Here is a 13906-nt window from a genome sequence, read left to right on the forward strand (position 1 = left end):
TAGGTCGCGCTTGTACCATCTGCCGCAATGGTCCCATCCCTGTGATGGATTTGGCGGGAACCCTGCCCGAATAGGGGTTCTAGCTCTTACGCTGTCACGAGCGGCCGACGACGAGGTCGCCGCGGGACAAGGACATATCGCAGCCGGAGGGTCACGTGACGGACGTGCATCCCGAGCATGCGCAGCTCCAGGCCGACCGGATCTACCTGGGCTGGCAGTACGTCCTGCTGCACCCCGACCCCGGCCCGCCGCCGAAGCGGCCCTCGCCCATCGGTGACACCGGCGATCCCGCCGACGCCGGAGAGCAGGCCCGGGTCGACACCGAGCTGCTGCGGCGCGAGAAGCTCCAGGAGGATCTGCTCAACCGGCCGGTCCGGATCTTCCGCATCTTCATGATCTTTCTCACGTTGCTCATCTTCGCCCTCGCCCTGCTGGGCTACCTCGACTGGTCGTTCGCGCTGATCGGGTTCGTGGCCGCGGGCGGCGTCGCGGGAATCTGCAGCTACGCGCTGCTGCAGGGCGACCGGGCGGTGCGCTACCGGGTCCTGGAGCAGCAGGCGCGCGACGACCGGGTGCGTCAGGAACGTGACAAGGAGTTGTTCCGCGCCCAGGAGGAGCACGCCCAGCGCTACCGCGAGTGGCAGGAGGTCAAGGACCGCCACGACCGGCAGGTCAACTGGTACGCGGTAGCCGTACCGGATGAGATCGACCGCATCGACGTGGCCGGCGGGACGCTGCCAGGATGGTCGGCGCTGATCACGCTGATCGGCGCGACCCGGCTCTACAGCGGCGGGCACCTGACCGTGCTCGACCTGTCCGAGGGCGCCATCGCCAAGGACCTCATCGAGCTGGCCAGGCGCGGCGGCGACGACCCGCTCGTCTGGGTGCTGCCCGTCGACCTGCCCCGGCTGGACCTGGGGGCGACGCTCAAGCCGGAGGCGTTCGCCGACGTGCTGGCCCATGTCGTCAGCGTCAGCGAGGAGCACCGCACCACCCGCGACCTCAGCTTCGACAACGCCATCCTGGAGCGCGTGCTGGAGGTCCTGGGCGAGGACGCCACGATCAGGCAGGTCACCGCGGCCCTGCGGGCGCTGGCCCAGGTGGGCGACCCGCGCGACGACCTGAGGTTCGGGCTGATCACCGCGACGCAGCTGGAGCGCATCGGGACGTTGTTCGGGCGCGGCGTCAGCGACCGCGTGGTGATCGAGCGCGCGTGGGCGCTGGAGTCACAGCTGCGCAAGCTCGAAACCCTGGGCACCCAGGCCGTACGGCTCCCGCCCGCGCGCCTGCGCGTGGTCAGCATGGACCGCCAGGCGGGCGTGTTCGGCAACCGGGTCCTCGGCACGTACGTGGCCACGGCGCTGACCCACATCCTGCGCCAGTCGCCCGCTTCCGAGCGGCCCTGGTACCACACGATCATCGTCGCGGGCGCGGACAAGCTCCGCGGCGACGTGCTCGACCGGCTCATGGACGCCTGCGAGACCTCCCGCACCGGCCTCGTGCTGACCTACCGCTCGCTGACCCCCACGGTCAGGGAACGGCTGGGGCGCGGGCACGCGGCGGTGGCGTTCATGCGGCTGGGCAACGCCGAGGACGCGCGGGTGGCCAGCGAGCACGTCGGCACCGAGCACCGGCTGGAGCTGGCCCAGCTCACCGAGACGATCAGCGCCTCGGTGCCGGGGCTCGACGGCGGCTACACCTCGACGATCTCCCAGGTGGAGGAGTCGACGGAGGAGCGGGGCGACAACCGTACCGACCTGGCCGGGGACATCACCGAGTCGACCGAGTGGGGCAGGACGGCGACCAAGATCGGGGAGAAGGAGCGGGTGCTGCAGCGCTCGCGGGAGTTCCTGGTCGAGCCGCACCAGTTGCAGCAACTGCCCACGACGTCCGTGATCGTCACCGATGCCACCGCCGAGGGCCGCCGGGTCCGCCTGGCCGACGCCAATCCCGCGATACTGACCTTCCCCAAGACCACGCTTGGCGAGCTGGAGGACGTTCGCGACGCCGTACTGGCGCAGAACGGCAACGAGAACCCCGGCGAGGAGCCACCCCCGAACCTCGGCCCGCCCCCGCCGCGTCTGGACTGGCGCAAGGAGAGGTAAGGACCTCCCCAATGACCGGTCCACACGCCGAATGGAGGCGGACTTTACTAAGAACCATCTGTGGGGGGATGAGATGCAGCTAAGCGGACCCTGGTACAGAATCCAGTCGATCGCCGCACCCTCGCGAAGTTCATCGGCGGAGTGGGACTTCGTCTCCATCCTGCCGGCCGTGCTCTCGGCGGCCCAGCGGCAGCGGCCGTTCGTCATCGGCTGGCTCTCGCGCGGCTCCGGCGCGCCGCTGGAGCTGATCACCAACGCCGGGCCGCTGTCGCCGCCCCGGCAGCCGCGCCGCGCGCCGGGGCCCGAGGGCGCGCGCGGTCCTCAGCCGCTGCTGTTCCCGGGCGGGGCCAGGGGCGTGCAACTGGGCGAGGAGTGCCTGGCCGACCTGGCCGACCTGGTGTGGATGCCCTGCCCGGGACGCCAGGCGCCGCCGCTGAACGCGCGCAGGGAGTACGACCCCGACGAGCTGAAGCGGCCCACGTTGTTCGAGTCGACGCTGGTCACGCTCATGTCGCGGCCGTTCGCCTGGCTGCTGGTGGCCGAGCCGACCGACATGCTCGACGCCGAGGTCGCCCACCTGCGCACCCAGCTCAACGTCCTGCGGCAGTACGGCGACGCCTCCGAGCGCTCCAGGTTCGACGCCGAGCGCGCCGAGCGCCGCATGCAGGAGCTCGACGCCTTCCGCGAGGCCGGGCTGTGGAACGTCAGGGCGCTGGCCGGCGCCGCCACCGCCGACGAGCTGCGCCAGCTCGCGCCCGTCCTGGTCGGCTCGGTCGAGATCGGCCACCACCCCTACCGGCTGCGCAGCGCCGCGGGCGCCGTCTACGCGCTGCCCGAGGCGCTGAGCCTGAACCTCCAGGACCCGGGCGACGGCGCCGCCGCGCCGTTCGCGGCCACCGCGGGCGCGCTGGCGGCCCTCGCCGGGCTGCCCAGGCGGGAGGTGCCCGGCCTGCGCGTGCTGGACGCCGGATTCTTCGACGTCACCTCGGAGGCCTCCGAGGCGGGCGAGCTCGACCTGGGCGAGATCCTCGACGGCCAGGACCGCGGCGTGGGCGCCTTCCGGGTGCCGCTGGCCACGCTCAACCGCCACGCCTTCGTCACCGGCGCGACCGGCTCCGGCAAGTCGCAGACCGTCCGGCACCTGCTCGAACAGCTCAGCGCCGCCAGAATCCCCTGGCTGGCCATCGAGCCGGCCAAGTCGGAGTACCAGGCCATGGCCGGGCGGATCGGCACCCCGGTCACCGTGATCAACCCGTCGGCGCCGGACGGCGTGCCGTTCAGCGTGAACCCGCTGGAGCCCGAGCCCGGTTACCCGGTGCAGGCGCACATCGACATGATCCGGGCGTTGTTCATGGCCGCCTTCGACGCCGAGGAGCCGTTCCCGCAGATCATGTCGCTGGCGTTGCAGCGGGTCTACGAGGCGACCGGCTGGGACGTCGTCACCGGCGGCGCGGTGCCCGGCTCGAAGGTGCCGCCCAGCGTGCCGACGCTGGAGCAGCTCCAGCAGCACGCCATGGACGTGATCCGGGAGATCGGCTACGGCCGCGAGGTCCAGGCCGACGTCGAGGGCTTCATCTCCCTGCGGCTGCGCTCGCTGCGCGTCGGCTCGGCCGGGCGCTTCTTCGAGGGCGGCCACCCGGCCGACATCGGCGGGCTGCTCGAACGCAACGTCGTCCTGGCCATCGAGGACGTCGCCAACGACGAGGACAAAGCCTTCCTCATGGGCACGCTGATCATCCGGATCGTGGAGCACCTGCGGATGCGCGCCCGCGGCGAGAAGTCCGGCGGGCTGCGGCACGTGATCGTGATCGAGGAAGCGCACCGGTTGCTGCGCGACCGCGGCGCGGGCCGCGCCTCCACCCACGCCGTCGAACTGCTCGCCGGAATGCTCGCCGAGATCCGCGCGTACGGCGAGGGCATCGTCGTGGCCGAGCAGATCCCGACCAAGCTCGTGTCCGACGTCGTCAAGAACACCGCGCTCAAGGTCGTGCACCGGCTGCCCGCCGAGGACGACAGGCAGCTCGTCGGCGCCGCCATGAACCTCAGCGACGAGCAGTCCCGCCAGGTCGTCTCGCTGCAGCCGGGCGCAGCGGCGGTGTTCGCCGACGGCATGGACCGGCCGCTGCGCATCATGGTGCCGCTCGGGGAGTCGCGGGAGAAGGTGCTGCCGGGACCGCCGCCGCCGATCCGGGGGCGGCGCTCGGCGGCCTGCGGGGCGGCGTGCCGTACCGGACAGGCGTGCACGCTCGTGGAGCTGCGTGAGGCGGACGTGCTCGCGGGCGCGCCCGAGTGGGCGTGGCTGCGTATCTGGTGCGACACCGTCGTGCTGGCCTTCGTCGGCAACCGGCCGCTGCCCGGGGTGCCGCGCGCGCTGGCCGGGGTCTGGGCCGAGGTTCCCGCCAGGCGGCGCGAGTGCCTGCTGGCCACGCTGGTCGAGCGGGCGGTCAGCAGGCGGGCGTGGGCGCTGCGGAGCTGGTTCGACCCGGCGCTGCTGGTGGAGAAGGCCGCGGAGACGGCGGCCAAGCTGCTGAACGCGGCCGAGGGCGGCGGCGAGCGGCCCGGCCCGTCGTGGGTGATCCCGCAGGTGCGGTGGCTGCACGAGGTGGACAGGCTCTTCCCGTTCGGGCAGCCGGCTCCCGACCTGCGCGCTCCCGCGCCGGCGCTGGAGTACGCGCTGTTCGGCACCGGCGCCTCCACCGAACTGGTGCGCAGCGAGTTGCTCGGCCACCGGGCCAAGGCGCTGCGCCACCACCCGCTGTCGATGGAGATCGACCACAACCGGGCGCTGGCCTGGCGGGTCATCCTGGGCGACGACGAGAACGAGGCCGTGCAGCGCGACATCCTGACCGTCGCGATCGGGATCGAGGCCGCCGCGCGGCTGCGGCACGTCGGGCAGATGATGGGCGCGGGGTGGCTGGAGAGCGTGCTGTCGTGGCCGCGGCGGTTCGTGCTGCCGTTCGAGAACGGCGGCGCCCCCGAGATCACCTTCGCCGAGTCTGGGTAGGTCTGCCCGTGTGCGACTGACCGTGATTGGAATACTGCTGGTTGTAGCCGCCCTGGGCGCGGTGTACGTGCTGGCCGACACCTTCGTCAGGCCGCCCATCACCGGACTGATGCCCCCGAGCCCGCCGCCGGTCGAGAGCGCGCGGGTCGTGTGGGTGAACGACGGCGACACCATGGTGGTCGCGCCGGTCGACGGGGAGTACGCGGGGCATGAGCAGCGCGTCCGGCTGATCGGGATCGACGCGCCCGAACTGCGGCCGTCGCCGGAGTGCTGGGCCAGGCAGTCGGCGGACGCGTTGCTGAAGCTGGCGCCTCGGGGGTCGATCGTCACCATGGCCTTCGATACGCAGAAATTCGATGACTACCGGAGGCAGCTGCGTTATGTGTGGAACGCCCGGGGGGTGCTGGTGAACGAGAGCCAGCTCGCCGCCGGGAACGCCTTCTTTCTTCGCGTGTGGCCGAATGTGGCGTACGAGAAGGTGTTCCGGCAGCGGGCGGACCAGGCGCGTACCGGCAAAAAGGGCTTGTGGGGCGGTTGTCCCGATCCCCGGCCGCCCGTCCATGGCGGGAATTCGGCGGTGACGCCGAGTACCGGCCAGCCTTGACTAGGATCCATAACCATGACCCAGCTTCCCCTGCGGGCTCAGCTCGCGAGTGCCCTGGGGCGCAGTGCCGCCACCCTGTCCAGGATGACCGGACGTGGCGACGGTTCGGTGATCGGCGGCCGCGTGGGCCTGATGCTGGAGCCCGACCTGCTGCGCCAGCTGGCGCGCGACCGCAGGCTGGCCCTCATCAGCGCCACCAACGGCAAGACCACCACCACCCGGCTGATCACCTCCGCGCTGCTGGAGATGGGCGAGGTGGCCACCAACGCCTACGGCGCCAACATGCCCGCCGGGCACGTCTCCGCGCTGTCGCAGCACAAGGACGCGCCCTACGGTGTGCTGGAGGTCGACGAGAAGTACCTGCCCGAGGTGCTCGACACCACCGGCGCCGGCGTCGTCTGCCTCATGAACCTCAGCCGCGACCAGATGGACCGCGCCGCCGAGATCTGGCTGCTGGCCCAGAAGTGGCGCCGGGCCCTGTCCGGCAAACCCACCCACGTCATCGCCAACTGCGACGACCCCCTCGTCACCTGGGGCGCCTCCACGGCCGCCAAGGTCACCTGGGTCTCCGGCGGCCAGCGCTGGAAGGAGGACAGCTGGTGCTGTCCCGAGTGCGGTGGTCCGCTGGATCGTAAAGATCGGCACTGGGCCTGCCGCGAGTGCACCTTCCACCGGCCCGAGCCGCAGTGGATCCTCGACGACGACGCCGTGATCGACCCGCGCGGCCAGCGCTGGGTGCTCGACATCCAGTTGCCCGGCTCCGCCAACCGCTCCAACGCCGCGATGGCCCTGGCCGTCGCCGAGGCGTTCGGCCTGCCGGTCGAGCGCGCCCTGCCGAGGCTGCGCGAGGTCACCTCCGTGGCCGGCCGCTACACCACCGTCGAGCGCGACGGCCGCCACGCCCGCCTGCTCCTGGCCAAGAACCCGGCCGGCTGGCTGGAGGCCTTCGACGTCGCCGACCCGGCGCTGCCGATCATCCTGTCGGTCAACGCCCAGGGCCCCGACGGCCGCGACACCTCCTGGCTCTGGGACGTCGACTACCGCATCCTGCGCGGGCGGCCGGTGTTCGTCACCGGTGAGCGCCGGCTCGACCTGGCGCTGCGGCTCGACGTCGCCGACGTACCGTTCGCGCTGGCCGACACGTTCGCCGAGGCCCTGGGCACGCAGCCGCCCGGCCGGGTCGACGTGATCGCCAACTACACCGCCTTCCAGCAGATCCGATCGGAGTTCGGCCGTGCCGTCTGACAGCACCCTGCGCATCGTCTGGATCTACCCCGACCTGCTCAGCACCTACGGCGACCAGGGCAACGCGCTGGTGCTGGAGCAGCGCGCCCGCCGCAGGGGCATCGACGCCGAGGTCGTCCACGTACGCTCGGCCGACCCGGTGCCGGAGACCGGCGACATCTACCTCATCGGCGGCGGCGAGGACCGCCCCCAGATCCTCGCCGCGGAACGGCTGCGCCGCGACGGCGGCCTCCACCGCGCCATCGCCAGGGGCGCGGCCATGCTGGCCGTCTGCGCCGGATACCAGATCATGGGATCCACCTTCGGCGGCGAGGAGGGCCAGCCGGTCGACGGCATCGGCCTCCTCGACATCAGCAGCACCCGCGGTCCGGCCCGCGCCGTGGGCGAACTCGTCGCCGAGGTCGACAGCGCGCTCAACCTGCCCACGTTGACCGGCTTCGAGAACCACATGGGCGTCACCCATCTCGGGCCGGGGGTCAAGCCGCTGTCCCAGGTCGTCACCGGCGTGGGCAACGGCAACGGCTTCGAAGGCTGCTACGCCGGCCACGTCGTCGGCACCTACCTGCACGGTCCCGCCCTCGCCCGCAACCCCGCTCTGGCCGACCTCCTGCTGACCTGGTCGGCCGGTGACCTCGCGCCGCTGGACGACCGCTGGTACGAGGCCCTGCGCACCGAACGCCTCTCCGCGGTCCTGCCCCGCTGACAGGCCCTGGCGATGGCGCTGGGGGTTGAAGGTCAGTAGACCAGGGCCTGGGCGCCTTCTGCCACGGCTTCCTCGACGAAGGCCGGGGCTCCGGCGATGCGTACGCCGTCGATGAGGTCGTCCACCGTGATCTCGCGGCGGGCCGCGCACTGGGTGCAGACCGTGACCCGGCCGGCGGCCAGGACCACGTCCAGGAGGTCGGTCAGGGGGGCGGCGTGGGGGAGGCTGAACTCCTTGGCCCTTCCCGGCAACGCGAACCAGGAGGCCTCGCCGGTCAGCCAGAGCGAGACCGGGACGCCGCTGGCCAGGGCGGCGGCGGCGACGGTGAAAGCCTGGTTGCACCGCTCGGGGGCGTCGGCCCCCGCGGTCACTTTGATCACCAGTGATCGTGCCATGCAGGCCACCCTACGCCTCCTCCACCTGACCTCAGAACCTCGCCCGGTACCCCGGGAACAGGGGGCGACGGAGAGTAATGTTGGGCGGCATGGAAACCCCTGAGGCGCACCCCGATCTTGAGCACATCTCCTTCCTCCTGGGCAGGTGGGAAGGCGCGGGCGTGGGCGGTTACCCCACGATCGAGAGCTTCAACTTCGGGCAGGAGATCGAGTTCGGGCACAACGGCAAGCCGTTCCTGGAGTACGTGAGCCGGACCTGGCTGCTCGACCAGGACGGGAACCGGGTGCGGCCCTTGGCCACGGAGTCGGGCTACTGGCGGGCACGGCCCGAGCGGCAGCTTGAGGTGGTGCTGGCGCATCCCACGGGCATCGTGGAGATCTACCTGGGCGAGGTCGTCTTCCACAAGATCGAGCTGCGCACCGATGTGGTGGCGCGGACGGAGTCGGCCAAGGAGTACACGGCGGGGCAGCGGATCTACGGGCTGGTCAACGGGAACCTCATGTGGGCCTACGACATGGCCGCCGTCGGACACCCGCTGACGTCCCATATGTCGGCGGAGCTGAAGAAGGTAGCTTGAGCGGATATGACTACCCCTTTCACCCCTGATGTCGTCGAGGCGATCAAGCGCCACATGAACGACGACCACACCGACGACGCGCTCATCATCGTGCGCGGGCTGGGCGGGCGGCCCGAGGCCACCGAGGCGGTCACGAGTGACGTGACGGCGCAGGCGATCGAGTTCACGATCGACGGGGGCGAGAAGCTCAACGTGCCGTGGGGGGAGACGCTGACCGAGCGTCCCCAGGTGCGCAAGGCGGTGGTGATGCTCTACCGCGAGTCCTGCGAGAAGCTCGGGATCCCCTGGCGGACCGAGCACTAGGCGGGAAAAGGCAGAAGGGCCCCGGGCAGGTTCCGCCCGCTTGAGCGGGCGGGCTGGATGGGCCATGGGTCGGGATGGACCTCCCGCCCCCCAGCAGCCTCGGGGCCCCGGTGGTTGCCTCGAATTTCGCCGAAACGACGCGAGACAATGGAGTCCGCTTCGTTAGCGGACAACCACCTCGCTAGCCCAACTATGAATCACCATTGTTTGGACCACCTCCTTTCCGCGTGCAGACGACGCTATGCGAGGCCCCCGAACCCGGGCAAGCGATTATTCTCAGGGCATGACGGAGACGCAGTGGCACGAGGAACTCCGCGCCAAGGGCTACCGGGTGACGCCGCAGCGGCAACTGGTGCTGGAAGCGGTCAAGGACCTGGAGCACGCCACCCCGGAGGAGATCTGCGTCAAGGTCCGTGAGACCGCGCGGGGGGTGAACATCTCCACCGTCTACCGGACGCTGGAGTTGCTGGAAGAGCTGGGCATGGTCACCCACACCCATCTCGGCCATGGCGCGCCCACCTACCACCTGGCGGCCGACGCCGACCACGTGCACCTGGTCTGCCGTGGGTGCGGCGAGGTCGGGGAGGTGGGGCCCGAGATGGCGGAAGGCCTGGTCAAAGGGCTGGACGACCAGCTCGGGTTCGTCGCCGACGTCCATCACCTGACCGTCTTCGGGCTGTGCCGCAACTGCAGATAGCCTGGAGGGCATGCGTAGCCCTCTGCTCGATCTCCCCGGCGCGGTCGCGGCCGATGCCCCCGACGCCGACGTGGCGGCGCACTACGGCGACCTGTTCGCCGAGCAGCGCGCGCTGATCAAGGGAGAGGCGGTCGTCGACCGCAGCAATCGCGAGATCGTCCGCGTGTCCGGGGCAGACCGGCTGAAATGGCTCAACGATCTGACCTCCAACAAGCTCGACACCCTCAAGCCGGGGGAGTGGACCCAGACCCTCATCCTCGACCTGCAGGGCCGCGTCGAGCACCACCTCACGCTGGTCGACGACGGCGAGGCCGTTCTCGCGCACGTGGAGCCCGGCACCTCCGAGGCGCTGATCGACTACCTCGACAAGATGCGCTTCATGCTGCGCGTCGAGGTGTCCAGCGCCGACGACGAACTGGCCGTGATCTCCACCGCCGACGGCGACCGTTACATCCCGCGCGCCGAGCTCAACGCGGGCCTGGGCCGCATGGCCGGGATCTGGGCGTACGAGGCGCTGCGCATCGAGCGTCACCAGCCGCGCCTCGGGCTCGACACCGACCACAAGACCATTCCCCACGAGGTGGGCTGGATCGGCGAGGCCGTACACCTGACCAAGGGCTGCTACCGCGGGCAGGAGACGGTCGCGCGCGTGCACAACCTCGGCCACCCGCCCCGCCGCCTGGTCTTCCTGCACCTCGACGGCAGCGTCGACACGCTGCCGCCGCACGGCGCGCCGGTCATCTTCGAGAGCCAGGAGGTGGGCGCGGTCGGTTCGTCGGTCCGTCACCACGAGCTCGGGCCGATCGCGCTGGCCGTGGTCAAGCGGACGGTCCCGGTCGACGCCCCGCTGCTGGCGGGCGGCGTCGCCGCCACGCAGGAGATCATCGTCCCGCCGGACGCGGGCCGCAACGTCAGCATCGACCCGGCCATGCGCCGCCGCATCCGCTAATCCTGTTCGGTACGGCAGGGCCGGGCTCAGCCTTCGGCGCAGGTCACCTTCGCGGCGCAGCTGATCCCCCCGGCCGCGCCGGTGACCGTGATCCGGGTCGATTCGGGCACGGTCAGCACGTAGTCGGCCGCGCATCCGTCGTCGCACGAGTAGGCGATGCGCAGCCGCCGGGCGTCCTCCCAGGCTTCCTCGTGGTGGCGCGCGCCGGTCCAGCTGAGTTCCCGCTTGATGGCGACCCGCTGCCGTCCTCCGGCCACGACGGTGAGCCGGATGGGCCCGTCGGCCTCGATGGCCAGGTCGGTCCCCGGGAGCTCGTGGTAGCCGAACGTCGTCTCCGTCTGCGGCACGGGCGCCGGGCCGGGCTCGCGGTCGAAGGTTTGCACGGCCAGCGCGGCGACGAGGAGCGCGGCCCCGGCCGGCACTGCCCAGAGGATCTTTCGCATACCTGAACGATAGGAAGCGCCGCCCGTCCGGGGACATGGCGGAGGATGGCCGGTTATGGGTGGGGCCAGCCCCACCCTAGACGTCGATCACCAGGGTGATGGGGCCGTCGTTGACCAGGGAGACCTTCATGTCGGCGCCGAAGCGGCCGGTCTCGACGTGCGCGCCGAGCGCCCGCAGCCCGGACACCACGGCCTCCACGAGCGGCTCGGCCACCGGTCCCGGGGCGGCCGCCTGCCAGGTGGGGCGGCGGCCCTTCCTGGTGTCGGCATAAAGGGTGAACTGGCTGATGACCAGCAGCGGCGCGCCGATGTCCGAGCAGGACTTCTCGCCGTCGAGGACGCGTAGCCCCCAGAGTTTGGCGGCCAGCTTGCGCGCCTGCTCCGCCGTGTCCGTGTGGGTGACGCCCACGAGCACGAGCAGCCCCGGCTCGTCGATCGCGCCCACCGTCTGACCGTCCACGACCACCGAGGCCGTACTCACTCGCTGCACTACCGCCCGCATGGGAACTCATTCTCGCCGATCCGTAGACTCCTGCTGAAAGGGGGCGGGGAATGTCGCTCGTTGTCGAGGTTGTCCGGTCCGGGTTCGTGGAGTCCACGCATCTGGCGCGGGTGCTCACCGTGGACGCGGACGGGACGCCGGTCGACGCGCAGGGCGCGGTTCACGTGCCCGCCTCGCCGCGCTCGTCGATGAAGCCGCTCCAGGTACTGGGCATGCTCCGCAACGGGCTCTCGCTGGAGGGTGAGCTGCTCGCGCTGGCCTGCGCCTCGCACGCGGGCGAGCCGTACCATGTGGACGGGGTTCGCAAGATCTTGGCCGGGGCCGGGCTGGAGGAGTCGGCGCTGCTGTGTCCCGAGGACTATCCCGAGGACCGGACGGTCACCGACCGGAGCCGCGTGTACATGAACTGCTCGGGCAAGCACGCCGCCATGCTCGCGACCTGCGTGATCAACGACTGGCCGCTGGGCTCGTACCTGGAGCCCAGGCATCCGCTGCAACGGGCGGTCCGGGCGACGGTCGAGGAGCTGACCGGGGAGCGTGTGGCCGCCTCCGGGGTCGACGGGTGCGGGGCGCCGTTGTTCTTCGTGTCCATGCTGGGGGTGACCAGGGCGTTCCGTGCCCTGCCGCTCGGCGGGCCCGGCAGCCACGAGCGGCGGGTCTTCGACGCCATGCGCGCCTATCCGCAGTGGACGTCCGGCACGCACCGGGACGAGGCCAAGCTGATGCGGGCCGTACCGGGACTGATGCTGAAGTCGGGGGCGGAGGCGTTCGACGCGTTCGTCTTCGAGGACGGGCGGGCCGGCACCGTCAAGATCGAGGACGGCTCGTCGCGCGCCCGCACGCCCGTCACGGTCGCCGCCCTGCGCCGCCTCGGTCTGTCGGGCCCCGGCCTCGACGCCCTCGCCACGGGTGTCCTGTACGGCGGCGGCCGCCCCGTGGGCGAGATCCGTGTGCGCCCATAGGGCCGCGCGTCAGCCGCGCAGGATGTCGGCCACCTCCCGCTGGCCCTTCTTCACCGCGTGCCGCAAGGAGGTGACTCCGTCACGGTCGGCCAGCTCGCGATCGGCGCCCGCGGCCAGCAGCAGGCGGACGATCTCCTGGTATCTGGCCGAGCCGTCACCCAGGATCACCGCCTCCAGCAGGCCGGTCCAGCCGAGGTCGTTGACGTGGTTGACGTCGATGTCCGTCTTCAGCACCTCGCGGACATAGTCCACGTGACCGCGCTCGCACGCCGGGATCAGGGAGACGCCGCCGTAGCGGTTCCTGATCGTCAGGTCCGGGTTGGCGGGCAGCAGGACACGCAGCATCGCCACACTGCCGGTCACACCGGTCACCAGCCATGGGGTGTCGTGCTGGGCGTCCAGCGCGTCCGGGTCGGCGCCGGCGGCCACCAGGATCTGCGCGACCTCCACGTGATCGGCGGCCGAGGCCAGCAGCAGAGCGGTACGCCGGCGGCCGTCACGGGCCTCGAGATCGGCCCCCTCGGTGACCGCCTCGCGCACGGCGGCGGCCTCACCTGCGGCGGCGGCGGTAAGTAGTGTCTCGTCAAGCACGTCTGATCCTTTCACGGCTGTCGGGGAGGTAACGCCCGGAGCGGTCGAAACCGCCCGGCTGCCACCTCCACCACAGGCCGCCGCAACGAGCCCTAGACCCGCGAGCAGCAGCCCGCGCCTGCCAACCCCACCCACGCCCCCATCCTCTCTCCCTTTCTCACCTTTTTGGACAGAACGGGATATATCCCGCTAAAGGGGTCGGTGGCATCAGCCCAGTCGGCCCTGGACGGCCTTGAGGCCGGCCTGGGCGATGGCCTCGTCGATGGCGCCGCTGGGCGCGCCGCCCACGCCGATCCCGGCGATCGGCGCGCCGCCCGAGGCGACCGGGACGCCGCCGGCCAGCAGCAGGGTGCCGGGGATGGCGGCCAGAGCCTGGTTCTTGGCCAGGGCGCTGGTCGGCTGGCCGAAGGACACCGCGGTGAACGCCTTGCGCTTGGCCGACTCCTCCGTCTGCGGCCCGGCCCCGTCGCCCTTGAGGATGAGGCGGGTGGCGCCCGAGCGGTCCACGATGGCCACGGTCACGCGCTGCTTCTGCTTGGCCGCCTCCTTCTGCACCGCGTCGGCGATCTTGAGGGCGGCGTCCGCCGACAGCACGTTGGTCTGGACGACCGCGGGCGCGTCCGGCGCGGCGGCCTGCGCGGCGGTGCTGGTGACGCCACCGGCGAGGGCGAGGGCGGCGAGCGAGGCGGCGGCGAAGCGGGTGCGGAGCTTCATGGTGTTCCTCCAGGTCAGTGGTCGGTTCGACGAGTTCCAGACTGCCGGGGCGAACCGGCCGCGCCATCGGGAGAGCGGTCGATGCGTGGGAGAGAATCGGTCGAGGGGCGG

At 71.4% G+C, this 13906-nt stretch carries 15 protein-coding genes; 10 read left to right on the top strand and 5 right to left on the bottom strand.

Features of this window, described 5'->3' with window-relative positions; all coding sequences use genetic code 11:
- Positions 1 to 155 precede the first annotated feature (155 nt).
- The 5 genes from ACFWY5_RS03500 (at position 156) to ACFWY5_RS03520 (ending at position 7661) form a co-directional block, all read left to right on the top strand.
- On the top strand, positions 156 to 2105 hold the full coding sequence (locus ACFWY5_RS03500; protein ID WP_379622760.1) for a hypothetical protein: 1950 nt from the start codon (positions 156 to 158) through the stop codon (positions 2103 to 2105).
- A gap of 169 nt (positions 2106 to 2274) precedes the next feature.
- The gene (locus ACFWY5_RS03505) at positions 2275 to 5109 is read left to right on the top strand and encodes an ATP-binding protein (RefSeq protein ID WP_379622758.1); all 2835 of its coding nucleotides are present in this window, start codon (positions 2275 to 2277) and stop codon (positions 5107 to 5109) included.
- 10 nt (positions 5110 to 5119) lie between these two features.
- Positions 5120 to 5713, top strand: coding sequence for a thermonuclease family protein (locus ACFWY5_RS03510; protein ID WP_379622756.1), 594 nt, complete (start codon positions 5120 to 5122; stop codon positions 5711 to 5713).
- A gap of 15 nt (positions 5714 to 5728) precedes the next feature.
- Positions 5729 to 6958: a MurT ligase domain-containing protein gene (locus ACFWY5_RS03515; RefSeq protein WP_379622753.1), complete on the top strand. Its 1230-nt coding sequence runs from the start codon at positions 5729 to 5731 to the stop codon at positions 6956 to 6958.
- Positions 6948 to 7661, top strand: coding sequence for a type 1 glutamine amidotransferase (locus ACFWY5_RS03520; RefSeq protein WP_379622751.1), 714 nt, complete (start codon positions 6948 to 6950; stop codon positions 7659 to 7661). Before ACFWY5_RS03515 ends, ACFWY5_RS03520 begins: the two co-directional genes overlap by 11 nt.
- Positions 7662 to 7693: 32 nt before the next feature.
- On the opposite strand, the gene ACFWY5_RS03525 is transcribed toward ACFWY5_RS03520, so the two are convergent.
- Positions 7694 to 8056, bottom strand: a complete 363-nt coding sequence (locus tag ACFWY5_RS03525; protein WP_379630449.1) for a DsrE family protein — start codon at positions 8054 to 8056, stop codon at positions 7694 to 7696.
- Between the two features lie 89 nt (positions 8057 to 8145).
- Between ACFWY5_RS03525 and ACFWY5_RS03530 the strand changes: the two genes are divergently transcribed.
- The 4 genes from ACFWY5_RS03530 (at position 8146) to ACFWY5_RS03545 (ending at position 10583) form a co-directional block, all read left to right on the top strand.
- Entirely contained in the window at positions 8146 to 8634 is a 489-nt protein-coding gene (locus ACFWY5_RS03530) for an FABP family protein (RefSeq protein ID WP_379622747.1), read from the top strand.
- Positions 8635 to 8640: 6 nt separating this feature from the next.
- Entirely contained in the window at positions 8641 to 8937 is a 297-nt protein-coding gene (locus ACFWY5_RS03535) for a DUF2470 domain-containing protein (protein WP_379622745.1), read from the top strand.
- A 283-nt stretch (positions 8938 to 9220) separates the two neighbouring features.
- A complete protein-coding gene (locus tag ACFWY5_RS03540; RefSeq protein WP_184958251.1) occupies positions 9221 to 9634 on the top strand; it encodes a Fur family transcriptional regulator in 414 nt (137 codons plus the stop codon).
- A gap of 10 nt (positions 9635 to 9644) precedes the next feature.
- Positions 9645 to 10583 (top strand): YgfZ/GcvT domain-containing protein, encoded by a 939-nt coding sequence (locus ACFWY5_RS03545; protein ID WP_379622742.1) that lies wholly within the window; start codon positions 9645 to 9647, stop codon positions 10581 to 10583.
- Between the two features lie 26 nt (positions 10584 to 10609).
- On the opposite strand, the gene ACFWY5_RS03550 is transcribed toward ACFWY5_RS03545, so the two are convergent.
- Both ACFWY5_RS03550 and dtd read right to left on the bottom strand, forming a co-directional pair.
- A complete protein-coding gene (locus ACFWY5_RS03550; protein ID WP_379622739.1) occupies positions 10610 to 11026 on the bottom strand; it encodes a hypothetical protein in 417 nt (138 codons plus the stop codon).
- A gap of 76 nt (positions 11027 to 11102) precedes the next feature.
- Entirely contained in the window at positions 11103 to 11528 is a 426-nt protein-coding gene (gene dtd / locus ACFWY5_RS03555) for a D-aminoacyl-tRNA deacylase (RefSeq protein WP_379622736.1), read from the bottom strand.
- Positions 11529 to 11578: 50 nt separating this feature from the next.
- Here dtd and ACFWY5_RS03560 point away from each other — a divergent pair, with 50 nt between their 5' ends.
- Positions 11579 to 12490 carry an asparaginase gene (locus ACFWY5_RS03560; protein WP_379630450.1) on the top strand — a complete coding sequence of 304 codons (912 nt, stop codon included), beginning with the start codon at positions 11579 to 11581 and terminating at the stop codon, positions 12488 to 12490.
- Between the two features lie 9 nt (positions 12491 to 12499).
- Here the strand turns inward: ACFWY5_RS03560 and ACFWY5_RS03565 are convergent, their stop codons facing one another.
- Both ACFWY5_RS03565 and ACFWY5_RS03570 read right to left on the bottom strand, forming a co-directional pair.
- Positions 12500 to 13081, bottom strand: a complete 582-nt coding sequence (locus ACFWY5_RS03565) for an ankyrin repeat domain-containing protein (RefSeq protein ID WP_379622732.1) — start codon at positions 13079 to 13081, stop codon at positions 12500 to 12502.
- A gap of 207 nt (positions 13082 to 13288) precedes the next feature.
- On the bottom strand, positions 13289 to 13795 hold the full coding sequence (locus ACFWY5_RS03570; RefSeq protein WP_379630451.1) for a heme-binding protein: 507 nt from the start codon (positions 13793 to 13795) through the stop codon (positions 13289 to 13291).
- Between the last annotated feature and the right edge of the window lie 111 nt (positions 13796 to 13906).

Source organism: Nonomuraea sp. NPDC059007 (assembly GCF_042740555.1).
GTDB lineage: Bacteria > Actinomycetota > Actinomycetes > Streptosporangiales > Streptosporangiaceae > Nonomuraea.

Excerpts from the sequence above, each read along its gene's own strand:
- ACFWY5_RS03515 (WP_379622753.1), top strand. The coding sequence starts at position 5,729 with ATGACCCAGCTTCCCCTGCGGGCTCAGCTCGCGAGTGCCCTGGGGCGC.
- ACFWY5_RS03540 (WP_184958251.1), top strand. The coding sequence starts at position 9,221 with ATGACGGAGACGCAGTGGCACGAGGAACTCCGCGCCAAGGGCTACCGG.
- ACFWY5_RS03550 (WP_379622739.1), bottom strand. The coding sequence starts at position 11,026 with ATGCGAAAGATCCTCTGGGCAGTGCCGGCCGGGGCCGCGCTCCTCGTC.
- ACFWY5_RS03545 (WP_379622742.1), top strand. The coding sequence starts at position 9,645 with ATGCGTAGCCCTCTGCTCGATCTCCCCGGCGCGGTCGCGGCCGATGCC.
- ACFWY5_RS03535 (WP_379622745.1), top strand. The coding sequence starts at position 8,641 with ATGACTACCCCTTTCACCCCTGATGTCGTCGAGGCGATCAAGCGCCAC.
- ACFWY5_RS03560 (WP_379630450.1), top strand. The coding sequence starts at position 11,579 with ATGTCGCTCGTTGTCGAGGTTGTCCGGTCCGGGTTCGTGGAGTCCACG.
- ACFWY5_RS03525 (WP_379630449.1), bottom strand. The coding sequence starts at position 8,056 with ATGGCACGATCACTGGTGATCAAAGTGACCGCGGGGGCCGACGCCCCC.
- ACFWY5_RS03570 (WP_379630451.1), bottom strand. The coding sequence starts at position 13,795 with ATGAAGCTCCGCACCCGCTTCGCCGCCGCCTCGCTCGCCGCCCTCGCC.
- ACFWY5_RS03530 (WP_379622747.1), top strand. The coding sequence starts at position 8,146 with ATGGAAACCCCTGAGGCGCACCCCGATCTTGAGCACATCTCCTTCCTC.
- dtd (WP_379622736.1), bottom strand. The coding sequence starts at position 11,528 with ATGCGGGCGGTAGTGCAGCGAGTGAGTACGGCCTCGGTGGTCGTGGAC.